The following is a 23,326-nucleotide window of genomic DNA, read 5'->3' as shown; positions in this document are numbered from 1 at the left end:
GTGCAACTCACCTACACCGACACCGCATAGATCTCGTACTCGCCTCGCACCAGCTCGATATGCGCTTTCATGGCGCTCGCCGCACCAGCCTTGTCACCGCGCAGGATGGCGATGACGACGCGGTCGTGCTCGGCATGCGACTTGGCGAGGCGGCCGAGATTGCGGAACTGGGCGCGGCGGAACGGCTGTACGCGCACCCGCGTCGCCAACGTGATCTCGGCGATGTAGGCATTGTGCGCACCGGCATAGATCGCGTTGTGGAAGCGCTCGTTGACCTCGTGGAAGCGCTCGGGATTGCCGGCGTGGCTGAGATTGCGCAGCTCCTCGTGAATGGCTTCGAGCCGCTGCCGCTCGACCGGTGTCATGCGCTGCGCGGCGAGTCCGGCGCAGAGGCCTTCGAGCTCGGCCATTGCCTCGAACATGCCGGTCAGGCGGTCGACAGACGGCCGCGCCACGACGGCGCCGCGATGTGCGCGGGCCTCGATCAGGCCGGAGGCGGCGAGCTGCCGCAACGCCTCGCGCACCGGCGTACGTGATACATTGAAGCGCTTGGCAATCTCGGTCTCGTCGAGCGGCGCGCCGGGCGCCAGTGCACCGCGCACGATATCGTCGGCGAGCTGCAGACGCAGCTCCTCGGCGCGCGTGATCTTCGCGACGGCGGGCGGCGCACGTTCGCTGCGTGGCAGACCGGAGTCACGAACGAGCCGCTGACGCGTCCGCGGCGGGAGATCGTCCAGACTCATGCCTCAGCCGCCTTCTGCTTCGTCGATGATGCTGACATGGGCGGCAACGATTCTCCAGCCCTCCGGAAACCGGATCCAGGTCTGCATCTGCCGCCCGACCTTGCCGGGCGCGCTGTCGCGATAGAACAGGGTCGAGGCCACCGCGCTGTCGCGGCCGTAGGTGGTGATCACTGTGCGCGCGGTCCGCCGCATCAATCCGACCGGCGAGCGCGCGGAACGGAACGCCGCGATCTCGCCATAGCCGTAGAGATTCTCGCCGATGCCGTAGCGCAGCGTGCGCGAGTCCTGGCGGAACAGCTCGTCGAGCACGGCGACATCGTTGCTGACCAGCGCCTGCTCGTAGCGTTGGAACTGCGCGGTCACCTCTGCGACGACGTCAGGCAGATCGACTTCCATTCTCCAGAACTCCTCTCGGGGCCGGCGCAGCGGCGACGCCAAGCTGTTGCAAGGCGTGGGCCACACGCAATGCGACATGTTCGCACCAGGGCGCGGCGATGATCTGCACGCCGATGGGCATCGGCTCGAGCGGAATCGGCACAGCAACGACGGGAAGTCCGATGAACGAGATCGGCTGTGTATGAATGCCGATATTCGCGCGCACCGGCAGCTCGACGCCATCGAGCACGAAGGTCGCCTGCCCGAGCTTCGGCGCGATGCATGGCGTCGCCGGCGCGATCAGCACGTCGACCGACTTGAACAGCTCCAGCACGCGGGCGCGATACCAGCGGCGAAACTTCTGCGCGCGATCGACCATCGGCGCCGGGATCATCGCGCCGGCGATCAGACGGTCGCGCACCGCCGGATCGAAATCGCCGGGGCGCGTGCGCAGGCGATCGAGATGCAGCGAGGCGCCTTCCGTCGTGCTGATGACATAGGCTGCCGCACGAGCGCGGGACGCCTCAGGCACATCGACAACGTCGGTCACCTTCAACGCTGCGGCCACACGCGCGACGGCTTCCGCGGCTTCAGGAAACAGGTTCTTCTGGAAGTGGCCTCCAGCAAGCGCGATGCGCAGACCGTCGACTCCTTGCGAGAGCAGAGCGGAGACGGGCTCCGGCCCGCGCGTCGTGCACGCGGCATCCTCGGAATCTGCCCCCTGCATCACGTCGTAAGCGAGCGCGAGATCCTCCACCGAGCGCGCGAAGGGGCCGAGGTGATCGAGGCTCATCACGAACGGAAACGAGCGTGCGCGCGACAGCCGGCCGTAGGTGGGCTTCAAGCCGAAGATGCCGCAGAACGACGAGGGCACGCGGATCGAGCCGTTGGTATCCGAGCCGAGCGCGATCGGCACCAGGCCGCCGCCGACGGCGCTGCCCGAGCCGCCCGACGAGCCGCCGCTCATCCGCGTCGGATCATGCGGATTACGCGACGGGCCGTCGTGGATATTCTCGCCGGTGAAGTCGTAGGCGTATTCACCCATGTTGAGCGCGCCGACGAGCACCGCGCCGGCAGCCTCCATGCGCGCGATCAGCGTCGCATCGCGCGTGGCCGGCGCACGATCGCGATTGATCTTGGAGCCGGCGCGGGTCGGCAGGCCCTCCACATCGAACAGGTTCTTCACCGCGAAGGGCACGCCCGCGAGCGGACCAGCGGGCTTGCCCGCGGCGATATCGGCATCCACGGCGCGCGCCTTCGCGCGTGCGCGCTCCGCCGTTACATCGGTGAAGGCGTTCAGCACGCCGTCGCGCACGGCAATCCTCGCCAACACGGCTTCGGTGGCTTCCACGGCGGAAAGCTTGCGGGCGGCGACCGCAGCGGCGATGGCACCGGCGGTCATGTCTGGATCAAACGGTGAAGACACTGGCAGGCTCGGCTTCGTCTGGCAGGGAGAACTCGTCGACCAGCTTCGCCATCTTCAGCGAGACCTCGAGATTGGCGCGGATCGCCGGACGCCACGCGTCCTCGATCGGGAGCCCCAGGGCACGCCCGACCGCGTCGATGTAGTCGTCCCAAGACTTGTCCAAAGGTTCGGCCATGCCGTCTCTCCTCTCAATGTGCCGGCAACGGCGGGTGAGGAATCGCCGTCAGTAGCTCACGCGTGTAGGCATCCTGCGGATCACCTAGCACACGTTCGGCGCTGCCCTGCTCGACGATTCGACCCGACCGCATCACGATCACACGATCGCACAACAGCCGCACAACATTCAAATCATGGGAGACGAACAGATAGCTCATGCCCAATTGCTGCTTGAGATCCTGCAGCAGGTTGAGCACCACGGCCTGCACGGAGACGTCGAGCGCCGCCGTCGGCTCGTCGAGGATGACCAGCTTCGGGTGCAGTGCAATCGCGCGGGCAATGCCGACGCGGGCCTTTTGGCCTCCCGACAATTGGTGCGGAAAACGGTCGAGCAGATTGTGCGGCAGGCCGACCATGGTCGCGAGCTCCTCGCAGCGCGCACGGAGCGCGTCGCGCCCCTTGACGTCACCGAGTTGCAGGATGGGATCGGCGATGGCGCGCGCTGCGGTGAAGCGCGGATTGAGGCTGTCGGTCGGATCCTGGAACACCATCTGGATTCGGCTACGCAGCGGCAGCCGGGCAAAGGCCTGCGGCAGGATGTTGCCGATCTCCTCGCCGTCGAAGCTGATACGACCGGAGGTCTGGTCGAGCAGCCGCATCACCATCATCGACGTGGTCGATTTGCCGCAGCCGGATTCGCCAACGAGGCCGACGCTCTCGCCATGACCGACGGTGAAGCTGATGCCGTCGACCGCGCGGAACACCTCCGGCTCGACCGCCGGCTTGCGGCCGAACAGTTTTGACAATGTCGCCGACGCGCCCTGGCGGGGATATTCCTTGACCAGTTTGTCGACCAGGAGGAGCGGCCTCAGGCTACCCGCACTCCGATGGCCCTCCGCACTCCCCTCGTCACCCCCGGGCTTGACCCGGGGGTGCATCACCTCGACCGACTCTTGCGAAGTGGGATGGATCGCCGGGTCAAGCCCGGCGATGACGGATTGTGCTTGGAGCGACGAAGACGCCTCATCCTCCGGCAACAGCTCCCGCAGCGACACACCCAAACGCGGCGTCGCGCGCATCAGCTTGCGCGTATAGGGATGCTGAGGGTTTCCGAAGATGTCGGCGGCCTTGGCCGTCTCGACCACCCGGCCCTTCTCCATCACCACGACGCGGTCGCAATAGGCGGCGGCCAGACCCAGATCGTGTGTGATCAGGATCGTCGACATGCCCCTGCTTCTGGTCAGCTCGACGACGAGATCCATCACCGCCTTCTGCGTGGTGACATCGAGGCCCGTGGTCGGCTCGTCGGCGATCAGGAGCTGCGGGTTGCAGGCGAGCGCCAGCGCGATGACCACGCGCTGGCACATGCCGCCGGACAATTCGAACGGATAGGCGTGATAGCGCTCGCGCGGACGAGCGATCTTGACCTGCTCGAGCGCGGCGATCGCCTTTTCGGCGCGGTCGCTTGCGGCCGCCTGCGCGTGCTGCTTCAGCACGTCCTCGATCTGCTGGCCCACTTTCCGGATCGGGTTGAGCGCGGCGCGCGGGTTCTGGAAGATCATCGAGATCTCGCGCCCGCGCAGGTCGCGCATCGCACTCTCGTCGGCCGCCTTGACGTCGACGCCGGAGAACATCACCGAGCCCTCGGCGATCCGCCCGGCGCGGTCGAGGATGCGCATGACGGCGTAGGACGTCACCGACTTGCCCGAGCCGGACTCGCCGACGATCGCCAGCGTCTCGCCCTTGGCAACGGAAATGTCGACATGCTGTACCGCCTTGACGATGCCGCGGCGGGTGGAGAATTCGACCGTAAGATCACGAACGTCGAGCAGCGGCTGGGCGGTCATGAGGGGCTCCAGTTACGTGCGCCGCTGCGGATCGACGATGTCGCGCAGGCCGTCGCCGAGCAGGTTGAAGCAGAACACGGCGATCATCAGCGCAAGGCCGGGGAACAGCGCGATCCACCATTCACCCGACACCATGAAGGAGGCGCCCTCGGCGACCATGATGCCCCACTCCGCCGTCGGCGGCCGGACGCCGAGGCCGATGAAGGACAGGCCGGCGGCATTGAGAATGGCGTAGCCCATGGTCAGCGACATCTGCACGATCATGATCGGCATGATGTTGGGCAGGATATGACCGAGCAGGATGCGCATCTCGCTGTTGCCCGACAGACGTGCGGCCTGCACGAAGCCGGCGTTGCGGCGGACATTGGCTTCCGCACGCGCGACGCGGGCATAGAGCGGGAAGTTCACGATCGCGGTCGCGATGATGATGTTCTGCACGGTGTTTCCGAGCGCGGCGACGATGCCCATGGCCAGCACGAACAGCGGAAACGCCATGATCGTATCGGCAATGCGGCCGACGATGCGGTCGGTCCAGCCGCCGAAGAAGCCGGCGGCGACGCCGGCGAGGCCGCCCAAGAAGAACACCAGCGCGACGGAGGCCACCGCGATGAAGGTGTCGAGCCGGGTCGCGACCACGACGCGGCTGAAGATGTCGCGGCCGAGCTGATCGGTGCCGAACCAATGCGCCGCCGACGGCGGCTTCAATGCGGAGGCGGTGTCGCTGGCCAGCGGATCATACGGCACGATCCAGGGCCCGAAGATCGCCGCGAACAGGATCACGACCAGGAGCCCGAAGGCAAAGCCGGTGACCTTGTTCTCGGCGAGCACATAGCGCGCATGCCCGATCAGGGCGACGAGGCCGGATGTCCGGGTGGAGACGGCAGGTTCGAGGGTCGGCGCGACAGTGCTCATCCTTCCAGCCTCACACGGGGATCGATGACGCCATAGAGAATGTCGATGACGAGGTTGAGGATCACGTACATGACCGCCATCGTCAGCACGAAGCCCTGCACCGGGGCGAAGTCGGAGGCGATCAACGCCTCGACCGCGTAGGAGCCGATGCCCGGCCAGGCGAACACCTTCTCCACCAGCACGTTGGCGCCGAGCAGGAAGGAGAACACCATCGACAGCGTGGTGATCACCGGCAACATCGCGTTGCGGAACGCATAGGTCACCGTGACGGTCGAGGGCGACAGGCCCGAGGCGCGCGCCGTGCGTACGAACTCCGACGACAGCACCGCCAGCATCGACGCGCGCGTCATGCGGGCGATCGGCGCCAGCGAGAAGATCGCGAGCGTGGCCGCGGGCAGGATCAGCTGGCTCAGCGCCGAACGAAACGCCTCGCCGTCGCGCGCGATCAATGTGTCGATGAGATAGAACCCGGTCACGTTGTTCGGCGCGCTGTAGAACACGTCGAGCCGGCCGAGCGGCGCCGGCGACCAGCCGAGCCGGAAGTAGAACACGTAGACCAGCACGAGGCCGGTGAAGAACACCGGCAGCGAGACGCCGGCCGTGGTGACGACGCGGCAGGTGTGATCGATCCACGATCCCGGCCGCGTCGCGGCGAGCACGCCGAGCGGCAGCGCGATCGCGACGGAGACCAGCAGGCCGAGCAGCGTGAGCTCCGCCGATGCGGGCAGGCGGTTGCGGATCTCGGTGGCGACCGGCTGTCCCGTCGTCAGCGAGCTGCCGAGATCGCCATGGGCGAGATCGACGGTGTAGCGGAAGAACTGTTCGACCAGCGGCTTGTCGAAGCCGAGCTTCTTGCGGATCTGCTCGACCGCTTCCTTGGTCGCAGCGGGTCCGGCGAAGTACGCGGCAGGATCGCCGGGCAGAGCACGGGTGAGCAAGAAGGTGACGATCACGACGCCGATCAGCGAGGGGATTGCGAAGGCGAGACGCTTGGCGATGAGGCTCAGCATGGGCAAACACTCCCCATATCTGCGCTCGACGTCGCCCCACGGCGCAGTGCGCTCCCTCCCCCCTTGTGGGGGAGGGCTGGGGAGGGGGGTGAGCCGCAAAGGCAGTGCCCGTGGCTACCCCCCTCCCTGCCCCTCCCCCACAAGGGGGGAGGGAATGAGAGAGATCGGGCCGCCTCACTCGCCCCAATCACGATCCTCACCCCTTCACCAGCGCGCGATAGTCGAGCCGGCGGTGGAACCAGTACTGATAGCCGGAGATGTTCTTCTGCATCGCGACGTTGACGAACGGCTGATACAACGGGATGCGCGGCACCTCGGCGAAAGCGAGATCGACGAAGCCCTTCACGTCGGCATCGTACGTCGCCTTGTCGCCGGTCGCGGCGGCGTCGCGGGCGCCGTTGATGAGCTTGTCCATCTCCGGCGACTTGTAGCTCATCGTGTTGAACACGGAATTGTTGCCGTGATAGCACCAGTAGAAGAAGTACTCGGGGTAATCGAGCCAGCCCGAGAAGATGTTGGTGAAGAGCGGCATCTCCTTCTTGTTCAGCTCGGTGCGCCAGTTTGCGCCGGGCACCTTGTTGATCGTGGTCTTGATGCCGAGCTGGGCGAGGCTCTCCTGCACCAGCACGCAGAGCGGTTCGTTGACCTGCGCGAAGTTGAGATCGAACGAGATCGTGGTCTCGAAGCCCTGGGCGTAGCCGGCCTCGGCCAGCAGCGCCTTCGCCTTCTCCATGTCGGTCGCGTACTTCGTCGGCTGCGGCCACGCCACCTCGGTCGCCTTGTCGGCCGGCGCACCGAACATCGGATTGGCAAGGCCGAACATGACGGCATCGATGATCTTCTGATAGGGCATGGCATAGGCCAGCGCCTGCCGCACCTTGGGATTGTCGAACGGCGGCTTGGTCACGTTCATGCCGATATACTGGATGCCGTTCGAGATCGGCAGCGAGATCACCGTGTGCTTGCCGTTCGACTTCATCTCCTGGAAGTCCTTGTTCGGCAGCTCATAGGAAATGTCGGCATCGCCCCGCTCGAGCAACGCGCGGCGGTTGCCGGCCTGAGGCACCATGCGCCAGATCACGCGCTTGATCTTCGGCAGCGGTCCGCACACCCAGTCATCATTGCGCTCCATGATGACCTCGGTGCCGGCGGTCCACTTCGTCACCTTGTAGGCGCCGGAGCCCGCGGTCTGCTGCTTGGTGTATTCGAGGCCCCACGGATCCTTTTCGGTGGCGTTCTTCTTCACCAGCTCGGAATTGACCACGCAGGGCACGATGACCGCAAGATCGGGGATCGTCAGCCGGTCCTTCTTGAGGAAATCGACGCGCACGGTGTGATCATCGACGATGACGAACTGCTCGGTCTTGGTCAGCGAGCCCGCGCTCATCTGGAAGGTCGGGAAGCCACCGACGCTGACGGCGCGGTCGAGCGACCATTTCACGTCCTTGGCCGTGACCGGCGTGCCGTCGTGGAATTTGGCGTTCTTGCGCAGCTTGAAGGTGGCGGACATGTCGCCGATGGTCATGTCCTCGGCGAGCTCGGGCTTGAACTTGTCGCGGTCGTAGTAGGGCACGCCGCCCGGGCCGCTCTTCATCTCGTGGCTAATGAGGCGGTCGTAGCAATTCCAGGAGACTTCATAGCCCGGCACGTTGGTGCCGATGCCGTGAATGTCGAGGTTGTTCGGACCTCCCTCGGATACGATCAGCAGCGTCTCGGACCGCGCGTCCGCTTTGGCGGAAGACATGACTGCCGGCGCCATCGGCAGCGCAGCCCCAGCAGCCAGGCCAGAAACGGACTTCAGAAAATCACGACGCTTCATCAAATGCTCCCACCAGAATACGACCGGCAGGGAACGGGATCGCAAGCTTCGTGCCAAGTCGGCCGAACGGCCAACTAATTGAAGAAGCGACCATTTTCAAAAAAGGCTCAATGCTGCCGCCGCCCCGTTGCATACAGGCGGCCAAAATTGACTAGAATATATGCAGATTCCTCTGCTGATCGATCACCGCGCCCTATTGGCAAAAGTCCTCGTTGTTGATGCGCAGGCAGCGCGGACTCGCCGCGACCTTCTGGCGCGAACAGCCGTCTCTGGCGTCGATCTTCTTCAGCGCCCGCAGCGCGGCCATTGTCGGGCGGTACCAGAGATAGTGCTCATCGGTGAGCTGCGAGGCACGCCGGAGGCCGCCAACCGTCGGCGCATCGAACATCCCGCTGGGCTGTCCGCCGAAGCAGGCGAGCCGAGCCAGTTCGTCCTGAAGCCGGGAAATCAGCTCGCGCCCTTCAAAGGTCGGTCCGGCGCTGTCGAGCACCGCCGCCTCACGGAGCCGCGACGCTGCGGCGCGCGCCTCGGCTGCCTCAGGCGAGTCCGGGAATAGCGACGCCACGAGATCGAACGCATCGGGGGTGCGGACCTTGCGGGCCCTCGTCAGCACCTCGGCCGCGGTCGAGACATTGGCGGGCGCGCGATCGGCGGACGCTGCCCTGCGCTGCTGCAGAACGCTGCGCGCTCGTGCGGCCTCCTCGCTGCCCGGAAAGCGGTCGACGAGCAACTCGAACAGAGCGAGGTTGTCGGTTTCGGTCGCTGCCGCGAGCAGTTGAGCTGAAGGGCTCGGCGGCGGGGCCGGCTGGACGAAGTAGAAGTCGGCTTCGATCGAGGTCGACTCCCAGGGGATCTGCTGCTCGGCAGTCGCCAGACGAACCTGGCGCCGGACGCTCTTGAAGACGTCTTCGAGCTTCTCGCCGGGCGCACCGATCGCCTGCGCGAGCGCAAGCGTGTAGGGGCTGTGACCATTGTCGCCGTCGAAAGCCGCTTTGCCGGAGCCGGTGGCCGACGCGATGAAGGCGCCGTAGACCGCGCCCATCGGCGCCAGCCCGAGCAGAGCATTGGCCGTCGGGGATCCTTCCGGAAATGGATTGTCCCGGCACGCATCGAGGATCAGAATGTTCACCCGGTTACCGGCCGAGGACAGCCGGTCCGCGATGCGCTTGACGCTGACGGCATGGCCGGCGATGTCGGCCTTGCGCTTGATCTCCGCGTCGACCGGCACGAGATAGTTGATCCCGTCGCTCTCCAGGCCGTGACCGGCATAGTAGAGCACCGACACGACGTCGGGCCCGCGCTGCTTGATCGCCTGCACGAACGCCTCGACATCCTCGCCCATGGCTTTGAGCTCGCGGTTGGCCTTCAGCGTCACCTCGAAGCCGAGCTTGCGCAGCCTGTCCGCGATCAGGTCGGCGTCCTTGCCGGGATTCTCCAGCGGCCTCAGCCGGGCATACGCGGCATTGCCGATGACGAGCGCTACGCGCGGCGCTGAGGCCGGTACTGTCTTCCGCGGGGCTTCGGCAGCAAGACCGGCCGCCAGACCTTGAAAGACGAGCAACAGCGTCAGAGACACCAGAGGCCAGACCGAGTGCCGGAAAAATGTTGTTCGCATGTCCGTAGTATATCGAAGCGCCGGCAGCCGGCCACCATCATCGAATTGACGTCAGACAGCGCCTATGATCCGCTTTGCCTTTCCATTCCGCAGCGCCTCTATGCCGCGATTTTCATTCATATTGCTGATGAGCTGCTGTCTGTGGAGCGCCTCGGCTGCTGCCGAGGTGCTGAGCGGCCGCGAATTCCAGAACCTGCTGGCCGGCGGGCCGGAGGGGACCACGATCGTCTTTCGCGGCGGCACGGACAAATTGTTCTTCTCCCCCACCTTGAAGAACAGACTGCGGGCGAGCCCCGAACTGGGTCCCGATTTCATCAGGCAGAAGATCCTGCGCAGCACCGTCGCCGAGGGCGTGTTCGTCAGCGCATCGATCGAGAACGGCAAGCCGCGCATGATCAGCGGCATTGCCGGGATCGCCGCCGACAGTGACAGCGGCCACGGCATCCTGACACTGCTGCAGACCTTTCCCGACGACACCAGCCTCAAGGCGTTCGAGAAGCGCGACCGGCTCTATGCCGTCGTCATCGTCGAGGACGCACCAGGCGGCGTTGTGTGCCGCAAATCACAGTGGGAGAAGCTGTTTGCGCTCAAGGGAGATCCGAAGATGACAACGGTGCCGTGCGAATTCCTGGTGGGCAACGCGATCACGCCGTCAGCGGCTCCGTGAGGACAACGAGGGGGACGATATGAGGGATGTTGGCGTTCGCAGCGCGCCGCTCGCGCGGGGTTCTCGACATTGGCTGCTGGTGGCGGTGCTGGCGCTGATCACACTGCTCGGATCGCTGCCGACAAGACCGGCGATGGCGGCGGCCATTCTGAACGCGGCAGCCACCACCGCCGTCGGCGGGCTCGGCATCTGCAGCAGCAAGCAGGGCAAGGACCTCTACAATTGCGTCGCCGATGTGCTCGACCGCATGGCCTCCAGCATCGGCGCCGCCAATGTCCCGGAAACGCAGCGAGCGTTGCAGACCGCGGCGGCCGGATTGCGCGCCGCCACCTCCAAGTCCCAGGCGATCTCGGCGATCGCGCGCTGCCAGTCGGTGATCTCGGGAGCGCTCAAACAGGTGCGCGCGGCCGGCGGTCGCTACGTCCCGGGATGGGGCGACACCGGCCTGACCTCCATCTCCAGCGTGCTGTCACGCGCGATCCAGTTGATCCAGAGCAAGGGCTGACACACCGGGGAGATGAACATGCCCGCTCAGCGACGAATGTCCGCCCTGCGTCTCTTGACGCCGATCCTGGCCTTGCTTGGGTTCAGCCTCCTCGCCGGCACGCCCGCGCGCGCGGATGCCGGCATGGCCGCGGCAGCGGTGTCAGCGAATGGAGGTCTCGCGGCCTGCTCCGCCAATACGGGCAAGGCGCTGTATGATTGCGTCGCCAATGTCCTGGACAGGCTGAGCAGCGACATCACGGCGCCGGGCGTCCCGGAGACGCGCCGGGCGCTCAGCAATGCGGCAGCGAAACTGCGGGCCGCCACGACCAAGGCGCAGGCCTTGTCCGCCGTCACGCAGTGCCGGGCGCTGATTTCAGGGGCGCTCGCGAAGGTACGCGCGCTGGGCGGCGGCTATGTCGCCGGCTGGGGCGGCGGCGCCGGAGGGGGTTCGGGGCTGGCCGCGGTCGCCGATGTGCTCGCGCGCGCGGCGAAACTGATACAGACCAAAGGCTGAGCCATGCGTGTCAGTCCGGCCAGACCAGTTCCTGCAGCTCATCGAAGCTTTGGACCTTGGCCGGCCAGTCCGGTATGCAGATGTGCCGGACGGGATCGCTGGCCTGATGCAGCAGCATCAGGGCGAGCAGCCGGCGCTTCAGCGTCGAGGTGATGTCCGCCTGCGTGAGACCATAGCCCTCGAACAACGCGCGCACGCGCCCCGCATGTCCGGCCGCCATGAACGCGCTCGGCCCGAGCAGGTCGTATTCACCGAACCCGGTGAAGACATCGCCGAAATCGAACAGGCCGCTCACGCGCCAGCCGTCACCGTCGCGCGCGATGAGAAAATTCTCCGGGATGTATTCGCCGGTCAGAATGACTGACGGCGGATCTCGCGGCAACAGGGCGGCCGCCTGCTGCAGCAGAACATCAAGTCCGTCGAGAAGCCGTTCCGGCAAGCCCAGCCGCGTGTGGCGCGCACGGCATCCGGCCATTTGCGTTTGCAGGACATCCGGCCAGCGCGGTTCGAGCGCAAGCAGCTCGCCGGGCGGGATACGCTGCACGTCTGCGATCAGACGACCGAGTTGCCGAAGCAGATATTGCTTATCGGCCTCTGCCAGCTGCGGCCAGACCTCTGCGGCCGCGATGCCGTGGAGCCGCGTCATGATCAGGTAGGACCAGCCGTCGCGCTCTCCCTCATGCAGCAGTTCGGGCGTCGCAACGGCGGCGAGGCGCTTGAAGACCACCCGCAGCGTGGCCCGCTCTGACAGGAATTGCCTGCGACAGATGGATGGGAAGATCTTCAGAATTGCATCGCCGCCGAGTGCTGCGACGAGATTGGTGCCTGCCGTGAAGGACACGAGGCGCGCGCCGCCATACCCATGGCCGTTGACAATGTCCCTCGCGGCCGGCAGCCACTGCCCTCCATCGGCACGCAGGCGCCTCAGCTCGGCCGCATCGGCCACCCGTGGCAACGCCGTCATCAGCGATCCGGACTGGCGCGCTCGAATTGCCGCAGCAGCCGGTTGCCGCGCTCAACGGCCGCATCGAGCGCGGCCTGCGCCGGCTTGCGGCCGCCGAAGGCCTGCTCCATCTCGTCCTCGATCGCATCGCGGATCAGCACGAAGGAGCCGAGCCGCAGCCCTCTGGAATTTTCTGTCGGCGGATGCAGCGTCACCTGCTCGATGGAGATCGCCGTCCCGGGATTGCGGTCGTAGAAGCCCTGTGCGCGAGTCAGATCGAACGCGGCCCGCGTGATCGGCAGATAACCCGTGTTCTGGTGCCAGGCCGCCTGGATGTCAGGGCGCGACAGATAGGCGAAGAATTTGGCGACGCCCTTGTATTCGGCGCCGGGACGATCGCGCAGCACCCACAAGGTCGCACCGCCGATGATCGAATTTTGCGGCGCGCCCGCAATGTCGGGCCAGTACGGCATCATGCCGTAGCCGACCTCGAACTTCGAGTTGGCCTTGATGTCGGCGCGGGTGGCGGAAGAGCCGATGAAGATACCGCACTCGCCTTTCTGGAAGCGCGGCTCCGCAGCCTGACCACGTCCGGCATAGTCGAAGACCTTGCTCTTCTGCCATTCGGCGAGCTGCGCGATGTGACGGCTGACCTGCGGATTGTTGAAGGTCAGGACGGCGTCGAGCCCGGCAAAGCCATTGGCTCGCGTCGCGATCGGCAGATTGTGGAAAGCAGAAAAATTCTCGATGTTGATCCAGGCCGGCCAGGAGGTCGTGAAGCCGCAGGCCATGCCGTGCTGACGCAGCCGCTTGGCGGCTTGTCCGAGCTCAGGCCACGTTCTTGGCGGCACCGCAGGATCGAGACCGGCTGCACGAAACTGATCCTTGTTGTAGTAGAGAATTGGTGTCGATGCATTGAACGGGAAGGACAGCATGTTGCCGTCGGCATCGGAGTAGTAGCCGGCGACAGCCGGCAGATAGGCCGATGGCGAGAAGCTCTCCTGCTCGTCGCGCATCAGATCGAACACGGGATAGATCGCGCCCTTGGCCGCCGTCATGGTGGCGGTCGCGATCTCGTTGACCTGCACGATGGCAGGCTGAGTGCGCGAGCGGAACGCGAAGATCGCGGCCGTCACCGTTTCGGTGTAGCTCCCCTTGTAGCTCGGCACGATCCGGTATTCGGACTGGGAGACATTGAAACCGTCCGCCAGCCTGTCGACCTGCCGGCCGAGCTCTCCCGACATCGCGTGCCACCACATGATCTCGGTGGCGGCATGGGCCGTGGCGGCGCAGAACGTCGTGCAGAAAAGAATTGCAATGGAAACAGAGCGAAAGAAGACCGTCACCAGAGGCCAGCTCCAAATTCGATGAATGAACTCGCGTGAATCGAAAGTCGCAATCGGACCAAGTTTAAAGTTCGGCAACCGACGGCTGCAACAAGTTTCAGGCAAACCATTGACGCGTAGCGCTTTGGCGTCAGAATGGCCTTATAGCACCTGCCAAGGACCGACATTGAACCTTTTCGTTTTCAGGCCGACCTCATCATCAAGGGGAAAGTGTTGCCTGTGTACCGCGCCCGTCTTTCGTTGATCTCGAGAGTGGACGCCTCGCCGGTGCTGACGCAGGCTGTGGCGGGCGCGCGGCGCTGCTTGCCGCCTCCGGAGTTCCCGTGCCTTGCCGTGCGGCCTGGGACAAGGCCGGTTGCGTCGCAACAGGAGAGCCTCGCTGCGCAAGAGGGATCCCGCGCAAGCCGGTTCCCGGCAAGCCCGAGGTAGCGATCGTGGCACGCTTCAAGCAGCGGGGATCCGTCGAGCGACCGCTCAGCCTGGCGGTACTCGGCCGTGCGCGGATAGTCCGCGTGCTGCGGGCGGTGCCGATCCGCTGGCGCATCCTGTCCATCGCGGCCCTCAACTCGGCGGTCGTGATCGTACTCGCGGCGCTGATCTGGAACGGCGCGCAGGTGTTGGGAACCGCCTGGGACGACGTCCGCCAGGTGCGGGAGTCCGACAAGGTGCTGGCGCTGCTGGAAAGCGAGACCAGCCGGCTGCAGAACCTGATCCATCGTTACATCAATCAGCCGAGCCCGGAGCTGTTCGCCGAAATCCTGCTGCTGCGCGAAGCCGTGCTGGGCACGCTGACGACCCGTGCTTCGACGGACCCGATGCTGTCGGGATCTGTCGAGGAGCTGGAGCGCGTCACGGTTCGCTTCCTGGACGGCTTCGGCGAGCTGCGCGGCCTGCAGGCCACGATCTCCAAGACCTATGAGGACGAGGTGCTCGGTCCCGCCCGCGACATCGCCGGACTTTATTCGGTGATCGAAGGCGCGACCGGCCACCGCGACGCACAGATCTGGCCCTCGCTCGGCAAGTCGCGCGAAGCGTTCACCGCGATGCTGGTGGCCGCGAACTCCTATTATCTGTCGCTCGCCCCCGCTTCCGCCGATGATGCCCGCCGCAACATCGAGACGATCGAGAAGACCATTCCCGTCATGTCGGGCCTTGCCGACAATGACCTGCAGCGCCTCGCTCTGCAGCGGCTGTCGGCGCGGACCGCGGCGCTGCGCGCCGGGTTTTCCAAGCTGACCGACCAACTGAGCAATCGCACCGAGCTCCTGCGCAACACCATCGATGCGAGCCAGGCCGAGACCATCGCCGCCATCGACGGCCTCTCGGTGAAGATGCGCCAGCACGAGCAGAAGGCGCAGGCGACCTTCGACAAGACGCTGCGCGACATCTCCCGCCGCGTGCTGTCGATCGCGGTGGTCTTCCTCGGCATCATCCTGTCCGCCGGCGTCCTGATCGCGCTCTCCATCCGCCTTCCTCTGCAGCAGATCATGGCGTCGATGCGCGCGATCACGCTGGGCGACTACGATCGCAAGGTCCAGGGCACCGACGCCCGCGACGAAGTCGGCGCGATGGCGCGCGCCGTCGAGATCTTCCGCGAGAATGCGATCGCCAAGCGCGAGACCGAGGACGAGCTGCGGACCTCCAAGGAGAAGGCCGAGAGCGCGCTGCTCGAGCTCAATGCCGCGCAGCGCAATTTGATCGATGCAGAGCGGCTGGCTGCGCTGGGCGGGCTCGTCGCCGGCGTCGCGCATGAGGTCAACAATCCGATCGGCATCAGCCTGACGGTGGCGTCGAGCTTCGCGCGCCGCGTCGAGATGTTCGAGGCGGCCCTGCGCTCGCCCGAAGGCGGCCTGCGCCGGTCGCAGCTGGAGGAGTTCGTGCGTTCCTCGCGCGATGCGTCCGAGCAGCTGGTCGCCAATCTGCAGCGCGCCGGCGAGCTGATCCAGTCGTTCAAGCAGGTCGCCGTCGACCGCTCGCATGCGGAGCGGCGGACGTTCGTGCTGAGCGAGGCGACCGACCAGATCATCACCAGCCTGAAGCCGGTGCTCAAGCGCGCGCCGATCACGCTCGCCGTCGACGTGCCGGAGGGCCTCTTCATCGATGGCTATCCCGGGTTCTACGGCCAGATCCTCACCAACCTGTTCCTCAACGCCGTCAACCATGCCTTCGCCGACGGCCGCGCGGGGACGATCTCGATCATGGCGCGGCCGCGCGGCGCGGATGACATCGAGATCATTTTCGCCGATAACGGTGCCGGCATGACCCCCGACGTGCAGCGCCAGGCCTTCGATCCGTTCTTCACGACGCGCCGCAACGAGGGCGGGACGGGATTGGGGCTGCATATCGTCTACAATCTCGTGACGCAGCAGCTCGGCGGCCGCATGATGCTGGAATCCCGCGAGGGACAAGGCACGACTTTTCGGATTATCATGCCCCGGGTCGCCAAGGGCGGCGCCGAGACAGCAATAGGTGACGGAACGACGCAATGGCCGAACAGGACGATGTCCTCCACCTGATCGACGATACCGGCTTCGACGAGGACGCCCAACCGGCCCGGAAATGGAAGATCGCCGTCATCGACGACGACCATGCCGTGCACGATGGAACGCGCTTTGCGCTGTCGGACTACAGCCTGAACGGCCAGGGGCTCGAAATCCTCTCCGCCTATTCGGCCGCCGAAGGCCGCACGCTGATGCGGAAGCACACCGACATCGCGGCGGTGCTGCTCGACGTCATCATGGAGACCGACGTCGCGGGTCTCGAGCTCGTCGAATACATCCGCAACGAGATCAAGAACGAGACCGTCCGCATCATCCTGCGCACCGGCCAGCCGGGCCAGGCGCCGGAGCGGCGGGTGATCGTCCAGTACGACATCAACGACTACAAGGCCAAGACCGAGCTCACCGCCGACAAGCTGTTCACCTCGCTGACCGCGGCGCTGCGCAGCTATCAGCAGCTCGAGCGCATGGTGCAGACCCGGCGCGGCCTCGAGATCATCATCGATGCCGCCTCGACGCTGTACGATTTCAAATCGATGCAGCGGCTGGCCGAGGGCGTGCTGACCCAGATCGCCTCGCTGCTCAACGTCGATTGCGCCGGGATCCTGGTGCTGCGCGACGACGGCAGCCCGAGCGAGGATTTCTCCGTGCTGGCCGGCTCCGGCTGCTACAGCCGCTTCTCCGGCGCCGCCACCTCGCGATCGCTCGATCCGGATCTGCGCGACATGGTCGAGGCCGCCTTCCGGCAGCGCGCGAACGAATTCGCCGACCACAAGACCGTGCTCTATCTGCGGACCGGCTCCGGCCGCGAGGTCGTGGTACTGTTGCAGGCCGAGCGGCCGCTGTCCGAGACCGACCGCTCGCTGGTGGAGATCTTCTCGAGCCGGCTGTCGATCGCCTTCGACAATGTGATCCTCTATCAGCAGCTGCACGAGGCCAACACCCAGCTCGAGGACCGCGTCGCCCAGCGCACCCGCGCACTGATGCAGGCCAACCGGCGGCTGTCGGCGCAATGGCTGCGGCTGCAGCGCGCCAACGGCTTCAAGAACGAGATTCTGGGCACCGTCGCCCACGACCTCAAGAACCCGCTCGGAGTGATCCTCGGCCGCACCGAGATGCTCACCGAGCTGATCGCGACGGGCGCTTCGGCTGAGGGCATCACCAGCCAGATCGGCCACATCCGCGACGCCGCCAAGCGGCTGACCTCGATGGTCGACCATCTGATCTCGGATGCGATGGCCGACGCCTTCGACATCACCATTCGTCGTGAGCCGGTGGACATCTCAGCGCTGGTCCATGAAGTCGTCGAAGCCAATCAACCGTTGGCGCTCAACAAACAGCAGGTCATCGCGGTGTCTGCGCCGCCGGTGCTGTCGACCATGTGCGACATCGATCGCATTCGCGAAGCGATCGACAATCTGCTGAGCAACGCGATCAAATACAGTCCGATCGGCGGCCGCATCAGCGTGAAGGTCGATGGCGACGGTGACAACACGATCATCGGCATCACCGACCAGGGCGCCGGGCTGTCCCCGGAGGACCTCGGCCGGCTGTTCGGCCGGTTCCAGCGGCTGTCGGCCAAGCCGACCGCCGGCGAGAGCTCGACCGGGCTCGGCCTGTCGATTGTCAAACGCATCGTCGACATGCATGGTGGCGAGGTGACGGCCAAGAGCGATGGGCCGGGATCGGGGTCAACCTTCACCATCACACTGCCTGCGGCCGAGTTGTCATGAGTCAGAGCCAGCACATCATCATCGTCGACGATGAGGCCCCTGCCCGCGAGATGGTGGGCGATTACCTCAAGATGCACGGCTTCACGGTGACCTTGTGTGATGGCGGCAAGAGCCTGCGCAGCGCCATCGAGACCGGCCCCGCCGATCTCGTGGTGCTGGACCTCAACATGCCCGAGGAGGACGGATTGTCGATCATCCGTGACCTCAAGGGCCGCACCAACATCCCCGTCATCATGCTCACCGCCACCGCCAGTCCCATCGACCGGGTGGTCGGGCTGGAGCTCGGTGCCGACGATTATGTCGCCAAGCCCTGCGAGCTGCGCGAATTGATGGCCCGGATCCGCTCCGTGCTGCGCCGCAGCGCGCCGGCCAAGGCTGCCGTTGCGGCCGCCCCGGAGCCAGCTCCCGCCAAGGCTCCGGACCCCCAGCTGGTCCGGTTCGGCACGAAATGGCTCGACCTCGATGCCCAGGCGCTGCGGGACGACGAAGGCAACGAGCACCCGCTGACGGCCTCCGAATTCGGCCTGCTGAAAGTCTTCGCCGCCAACCCGAAGCGGGTGCTGTCGCGCGAGCGGCTGCTGGAGCTCGCCAATGCCAGGGATGCCGAAGCGTTCGACCGTGCCGTGGACCTCCGCATCATGCGCATCCGCCGGAAGATCGAGCCTGACCCGACGAAACCGGCCGTGATCCGCACCATTCGCGGCGGCGGCTACCTGTTTTCGCCGTCCGGCGAGAAGGCCTGAATCAGCCTCTCGGCGTGGTTCGCACGAGCGCAGCAGCGGCTTTCGGGCCTGATTCGGTTCCGCATTCTGGAATACGGCACAATTCCGCCATGACTGTTTCGCGATGTGCGGCGCGACGAAACAATTCTGCAGTCGCACGAAACCATTTTCCTGTTTTCGTGCAGACGTCCCGAAACGGGCGCTCATTAACAATCCATCCCGTCGAAACGCCGCAAGGGGGCGGTGGAACGGGAGAGTGTCATGCAGAACGTCGTTGCCATCAATTCCGCAGCCAGCCAGGGCATCATCGCGGCCCAGGCGACCACGGACGACATGCTCCTGGAGAGCATTTCCGATGGCGATCGAACCGCGATGCACACGCTGTATGCGCGTCACAATGTGCGGGTCTATCGCTTCATCCTGCGCATCGTCCGCGACACCACCATCGCCGAGGACCTGGTCAGCCAGGTGTTCCTGGACGTCTGGCGCACCGCCAAGCAGTTTGAGGGCCGCTCGCAGGTCTCGACCTGGCTGCTCTCGATCGCCCGCTTCAAGGCGCTGACCGCGCTGCGCCAGCGCCGCTTCGAGGACATCGACCAGGACGAGGTACGCGAGATCGCCGACGATAGCGACACGCCGGAGACCTCGCTCGAGCGCTCGACCACCAGCGCCATCCTGCGCGCCTGCGTCGCCAAGCTGTCGCCGGCCCATCGCGAGATCATCACCCTGATCTACTACCATGAGAAGTCCGTGGAGGAGGTCGGCCAGATCATCGGCATCCCGCAGAGCACGGTGAAGACCCGCATGTTCTACGCCCGCAAGCATCTCGCGGAACTGCTGCGCGGTGCCGGCGTTCACAGCCTGGCGGCCTGATCCCGCTTCACTCTCATCGGGGCCGGCGTGCCGGCGGGTTCCCGTGACGACACAGAGAAAATCGCCGAACGAAACAATTGAAACATTCGGCGAAATCACCTGGAAAATTTTGGCCGCTAGAACGTTATCCATCGACGGAGCGTCAGTCCCCCAGCTGATCTCGGTCTTGAGCGAGCAAATTCGACCTCCAACGTTGCTCCGAAGGCCCGGCGGATGCCCCCGCCGGGCCTTCGTCGTCTGTGGACCCGCAAGGCAGCCCATAGGGCGATTTGACCATTTGATATCGCCTCATCCCGGTGCAATTGTCCGCGCGAGAGGGGCCCAAGCCCCGCAATGACGGACGGTGCGAATGTTCGGTTTGGATGCGGTGGAGCTCGCGCGCGCGCAATTCGCCTTCACGGTCACCTTCCACATCATCTTCCCCGCCTTCTCGATCGGGCTCGCTTCCTACCTCGCCGTGCTCGAAGCGCTGTGGCTGTGGACCGGGCGCGACGTCTATCTCAACGTCTTCAATTACTGGCTCAAGATCTTCGCCATCGCGTTTGCGATGGGCGTCGTGTCCGGCATCGTGATGTCCTACCAGTTCGGGACCAACTGGTCGGTCTACTCCGACAAGGTTGGACCGGTGATCGGCCCCTTGATGGCCTATGAGGTGCTGACCGCGTTCTTCCTCGAGGCCGGCTTTCTCGGCGTGATGCTGTTCGGGCTGAAGCGCGTCGGACCGAAGCTGCATTTCCTCGCCACACTGATGGTCGCGATCGGCACCCTGATTTCCGCGTTCTGGATCCTCTCCGCCAACTCCTGGATGCAGACGCCCGCCGGCTACGCCGTGAATGCCGAAGGCCAGTTCGTCTCGGTCGACTGGCTCAAGGTGATCTTCAACCCATCCTTCCCCTATCGCCTCGTGCACATGGTGCTGGCGGCCTATCTCACCACCTCGCTCGTGGTCGGCGCGGTCGGCGCGTGGCATCTGCTGCGCAACCCGCATCTGCCGGGCCCGCGCGTGATGTTCTCGATGGCGATGTGGATGGCCGCGCTGGTGGCGCCGCTGCAGATCCTCGTCGGCGATCAGCATGGCCTCAACACCCTCGAGCATCAGCCGGTGAAGATCATGGCCATGGAGGGCCATTTCGAGAGCCACAAGGACGGTGCGCCGCTGTATCTGTTCGGCTGGCCCGACCAGGAGAAGGGCGAGCTGAAATGGGCGCTCGGCATCCCCAAATTCGGCTCGCTGATCCTCAAGCACCAGATCGACGCGCCGATGGCCGGGCTCGACACCGTGCCGCGGCAGGACTGGCCGCCGGTCCCGATCACCTTCTGGTCGTTCCGCATCATGGTGGGTCTCGGCCTCCTGATGCTCGGGCTCGGCCTGTTCAGCCTCTGGGAGCGCTGGCGTGGCCGGCTGTACATCAACCGCGGCCTGCACCGCTTCGCGATCGCGATGGGCCCGGCCGGCTTCGTCGCCGTGATCGCCGGCTGGGTGACCACCGAGACCGGCCGCCAGCCCTTCACCGTGTACGGGCTGCTGCGCACCGCCGATTCGGTGTCGCCGCTGGCGGCGCCCGCCGTCGGCGCCTCGCTCCTCGCCTTCATCATCGTCTATTTCATCATCTTTGCTGCCGGCGTGCTTTACATCCTGCGGCTGATGGCCGAGCCGCCGCATCCCGGTGAACCCGGCCCGAGCAGCACGGAGCCGGTTCGATCAGCCGGCATCACACCGGCCGCCGGCGTCGTGCAGGGAGCCGGATCATGAACGTCGCCGTCGATCTCGCCACGCTCTGGGCGTTCATCATCGCGCTTGCCGTCTTCATCTACGTCGTGATGGACGGTTTCGACCTCGGCCTCGGCATTCTCTTCCCGCTGTTTCCGGGCAAGCAGGACCGCGACGTCATCACCAACACCGTCGCGCCGGTATGGGACGGCAACGAGACCTGGCTGGTGCTCGGCGGCGGCGGGCTGATGGCAGCGTTTCCGCTCGCCTATTCCATCCTGCTGCCGGCACTGTATGCGCCGCTGATCGCGATGCTGGTCGGGCTGATCTTTCGCGGCGTCGCCTTCGAATTCCGCTGGCGCACCCGTGCCACACGCAATCTCTGGGACATCGCCTTTGCCGGCGGCTCCTGGGTCGCAGCACTGGCGCAGGGCATCGCGCTCGGCGCCATCCTGCAGGGCGTGCACGTCGAAGGCCGGCACTATGCCGGCGGCTGGTGGGACTGGCTGACGCCGTTTTCCATCCTCACCGGCATCTCGCTGGTGGTCGGCTACGCGCTGCTCGGCGCGACCTGGCTGATCCTGAAGACGGAGGGCGACCTGCGCGACAAGGCCTACCGCATCAGCTGGGTTCTGCTGGTCCTGATGCTGCTTGCCATCGCCGCGGTCAGCCTGGCGACGCCGCTGCTGACCATCCAATACGCGCAGCGCTGGTTCAGCTGGCCCGCGATCGTCCTCACTGCGCCGGTGCCGCTCGCGGTCATCGGCGTCACCGTGCTGCTGATGAAGAACCTCGCGCAGAAGCACGATGGCTGGCCGTTCTTCCTCGCGTTGGCGCTGTTCTTCCTGTCCTATGCCGGCCTCGGCATCAGCATGTATCCCTATATCGTGCCGCAGAGCGTCACGATCTGGCGGGCGGCGGCGCCCGAGCGCAGCCAGTTGATCATGCTGCCCGGCGTGCTGGTGCTGGTGCCGCTGATTCTCGGCTACACCGGCTGGGCGTATTGGGTGTTTCGCGGCAAGGTCGGCCACGACGCCGGCTATCATTGATGCCCTCTGAACCGCCGACGCCGCTCGCCAAACGCCTCGCCTGGTTCGTCGCGCTATGGTTGGCCGGCGTCGCGGCGGTCGCGACCGTCGCCTTCCTGCTGCGGTTCTGGATGAAGCTCGGATGACCGCGGGCGACCCGCGCTCAGCTTGACTTTGCTGCGAATATGCCCCTGAAATTTGGCGGGTGGTTTTGATAGGGCAAGCTTCGCAGGGGTCCGTCGAGGAGAGCTTTGAATGCCGAGTTTCCGTCGCCTGCTGTGTGCCGGCAGCGCCATCATCGCGCTGGCGCTGTCCACATCGCATAGCTTTGCCCAATCCGAGGACCCCGGCGATCAGCCCGGTCTCGTCGCCGACGACGGCTACGAACTCGATCCGGAATGGCGCAAGCAGGTCGTCTATTTCCGCACCAACGAGCCGCCGGGCACCATCATCGTCTCCACCGCCGAGCGTCACCTCTACCTGGTGCAGCCGGGCGGCCGCGCCATCCGCTACGGCATCGGCGTCGGCCGCGACGGCTTCCAGTGGCAGGGCCTGCTGTCGATCACCAAGAAGGCCGAATGGCCGGACTGGACACCGCCGCCGGAGATGATCCAGCGCCAGCCTTATCTGCCGCGCTTCATGGCCGGCGGTCCCGGCAATCCGCTCGGCGCGCGCGCGATGTATCTGGGCACCACCGTGTACCGGATCCACGGCACCAACCAGCCCTGGACCATCGGCAGCAAGATTTCCTCCGGCTGCTTCCGCCTGGTGAATGCCGACGTCGCCGATCTCTACGACCGCGTGCCCGTCGGCACCAAGGTCGTGGTGCGGCAGAAGCCGGAACTGTGACGGCGGCCTCTGCCGCCGGATATTCAGCCATCGCTTTGTCCTGACATTTTCCG

General features: G+C 65.6%; 22 protein-coding genes. 11 read left to right on the top strand and 11 right to left on the bottom strand.

The window, feature by feature from the left end:
* Positions 1–11: 11 nt before the first annotated feature.
* From HL666_RS15360 to HL666_RS15320, 9 genes are all read right to left on the bottom strand, one after another.
* Positions 12–743 (bottom strand): GntR family transcriptional regulator, encoded by a 732-nt coding sequence (locus HL666_RS15360; RefSeq protein WP_172110326.1) that lies wholly within the window; start codon positions 741–743, stop codon positions 12–14.
* Between the two features lie 3 nt (positions 744–746).
* Positions 747–1,139 carry an oxalurate catabolism protein HpxZ gene (hpxZ, locus tag HL666_RS15355; RefSeq protein ID WP_172110327.1) on the bottom strand — a complete coding sequence of 131 codons (393 nt, stop codon included), beginning with the start codon at positions 1,137–1,139 and terminating at the stop codon, positions 747–749.
* Entirely contained in the window at positions 1,120–2,520 is a 1,401-nt protein-coding gene (locus HL666_RS15350; protein ID WP_172182238.1) for an AtzE family amidohydrolase, read from the bottom strand. The genes hpxZ and HL666_RS15350 overlap by 20 nt, the downstream gene beginning before the upstream one ends.
* A gap of 7 nt (positions 2,521–2,527) precedes the next feature.
* A complete protein-coding gene (locus HL666_RS15345) occupies positions 2,528–2,719 on the bottom strand; it encodes a DUF4089 domain-containing protein (protein WP_172182236.1) in 192 nt (63 codons plus the stop codon).
* A 13-nt stretch (positions 2,720–2,732) separates the two neighbouring features.
* Positions 2,733–4,547 (bottom strand): dipeptide ABC transporter ATP-binding protein, encoded by a 1,815-nt coding sequence (locus HL666_RS15340; protein ID WP_172182234.1) that lies wholly within the window; start codon positions 4,545–4,547, stop codon positions 2,733–2,735.
* 12 nt (positions 4,548–4,559) lie between these two features.
* Complete coding sequence (locus HL666_RS15335; RefSeq protein ID WP_172134262.1) at positions 4,560–5,459, bottom strand: ABC transporter permease; 900 nt, start codon at positions 5,457–5,459, stop codon at positions 4,560–4,562.
* Complete coding sequence (locus HL666_RS15330; protein ID WP_172110332.1) at positions 5,456–6,469, bottom strand: ABC transporter permease; 1,014 nt, start codon at positions 6,467–6,469, stop codon at positions 5,456–5,458. The genes HL666_RS15335 and HL666_RS15330 overlap by 4 nt, the downstream gene beginning before the upstream one ends.
* 196 nt (positions 6,470–6,665) lie before the next feature.
* Positions 6,666–8,288, bottom strand: a complete 1,623-nt coding sequence (locus HL666_RS15325; protein WP_172110333.1) for an ABC transporter substrate-binding protein — start codon at positions 8,286–8,288, stop codon at positions 6,666–6,668.
* Positions 8,289–8,481: 193 nt separating this feature from the next.
* On the bottom strand, positions 8,482–9,903 hold the full coding sequence (locus HL666_RS15320; RefSeq protein WP_172182232.1) for a caspase family protein: 1,422 nt from the start codon (positions 9,901–9,903) through the stop codon (positions 8,482–8,484).
* A 127-nt stretch (positions 9,904–10,030) separates the two neighbouring features.
* On the opposite strand from HL666_RS15320, the gene HL666_RS15315 reads away from it, so the two are divergent.
* From HL666_RS15315 to HL666_RS15305, 3 genes are read left to right on the top strand one after another with little or no spacing between them, the layout of a single operon-like run.
* Positions 10,031–10,570, top strand: a complete 540-nt coding sequence (locus HL666_RS15315; protein WP_172110335.1) for a hypothetical protein — start codon at positions 10,031–10,033, stop codon at positions 10,568–10,570.
* A 19-nt stretch (positions 10,571–10,589) separates the two neighbouring features.
* Positions 10,590–11,075: a hypothetical protein gene (locus HL666_RS15310; protein ID WP_246741548.1), complete on the top strand. Its 486-nt coding sequence runs from the start codon at positions 10,590–10,592 to the stop codon at positions 11,073–11,075.
* An 18-nt stretch (positions 11,076–11,093) separates the two neighbouring features.
* A complete protein-coding gene (locus HL666_RS15305) occupies positions 11,094–11,570 on the top strand; it encodes a hypothetical protein (protein WP_246740049.1) in 477 nt (158 codons plus the stop codon).
* A gap of 10 nt (positions 11,571–11,580) precedes the next feature.
* On the opposite strand, the gene HL666_RS15300 is transcribed toward HL666_RS15305, so the two are convergent.
* Positions 11,581–12,534 carry a phosphotransferase family protein gene (locus tag HL666_RS15300; protein ID WP_172182230.1) on the bottom strand — a complete coding sequence of 318 codons (954 nt, stop codon included), beginning with the start codon at positions 12,532–12,534 and terminating at the stop codon, positions 11,581–11,583.
* Complete coding sequence (gene ugpB / locus HL666_RS15295; RefSeq protein ID WP_172110337.1) at positions 12,534–13,859, bottom strand: sn-glycerol-3-phosphate ABC transporter substrate-binding protein UgpB; 1,326 nt, start codon at positions 13,857–13,859, stop codon at positions 12,534–12,536. Before ugpB ends, HL666_RS15300 begins: the two co-directional genes overlap by 1 nt.
* A 524-nt stretch (positions 13,860–14,383) precedes the next feature.
* Between ugpB and HL666_RS15290 the strand changes: the two genes are divergently transcribed.
* From HL666_RS15290 to HL666_RS15255, 8 genes are all read left to right on the top strand, one after another.
* A complete protein-coding gene (locus tag HL666_RS15290) occupies positions 14,384–16,375 on the top strand; it encodes a sensor histidine kinase (protein ID WP_172182318.1) in 1,992 nt (663 codons plus the stop codon).
* A complete protein-coding gene (locus tag HL666_RS15285) occupies positions 16,345–18,090 on the top strand; it encodes an ATP-binding response regulator (protein WP_172182229.1) in 1,746 nt (581 codons plus the stop codon). The genes HL666_RS15290 and HL666_RS15285 overlap by 31 nt, the downstream gene beginning before the upstream one ends.
* Positions 18,087–18,833, top strand: coding sequence for a response regulator (locus HL666_RS15280; protein WP_172110339.1), 747 nt, complete (start codon positions 18,087–18,089; stop codon positions 18,831–18,833). Before HL666_RS15285 ends, HL666_RS15280 begins: the two co-directional genes overlap by 4 nt.
* Positions 18,834–19,073: 240 nt before the next feature.
* Complete coding sequence (locus tag HL666_RS15275; protein WP_015663786.1) at positions 19,074–19,685, top strand: sigma-70 family RNA polymerase sigma factor; 612 nt, start codon at positions 19,074–19,076, stop codon at positions 19,683–19,685.
* Between the two features lie 349 nt (positions 19,686–20,034).
* Complete coding sequence (locus HL666_RS15270) at positions 20,035–21,438, top strand: cytochrome ubiquinol oxidase subunit I (RefSeq protein WP_172110340.1); 1,404 nt, start codon at positions 20,035–20,037, stop codon at positions 21,436–21,438.
* The gene (gene cydB / locus HL666_RS15265) at positions 21,435–22,445 is read left to right on the top strand and encodes a cytochrome d ubiquinol oxidase subunit II (RefSeq protein WP_172182227.1); all 1,011 of its coding nucleotides are present in this window, start codon (positions 21,435–21,437) and stop codon (positions 22,443–22,445) included. The genes HL666_RS15270 and cydB overlap by 4 nt, the downstream gene beginning before the upstream one ends.
* Positions 22,445–22,570 carry a DUF2474 family protein gene (locus HL666_RS15260; protein WP_172110342.1) on the top strand — a complete coding sequence of 42 codons (126 nt, stop codon included), beginning with the start codon at positions 22,445–22,447 and terminating at the stop codon, positions 22,568–22,570. Before cydB ends, HL666_RS15260 begins: the two co-directional genes overlap by 1 nt.
* Before the next feature lie 109 nt (positions 22,571–22,679).
* Positions 22,680–23,273 carry a L,D-transpeptidase gene (locus HL666_RS15255; RefSeq protein ID WP_172110343.1) on the top strand — a complete coding sequence of 198 codons (594 nt, stop codon included), beginning with the start codon at positions 22,680–22,682 and terminating at the stop codon, positions 23,271–23,273.
* The last annotated feature ends 53 nt before the right edge of the window (positions 23,274–23,326 follow it).

Source organism: Bradyrhizobium aeschynomenes (assembly GCF_013178945.1).
GTDB classification, from domain to species: domain Bacteria; phylum Pseudomonadota; class Alphaproteobacteria; order Rhizobiales; family Xanthobacteraceae; genus Bradyrhizobium; species Bradyrhizobium aeschynomenes.
This window is presented reverse-complemented; position numbering and strand designations above follow the sequence as displayed.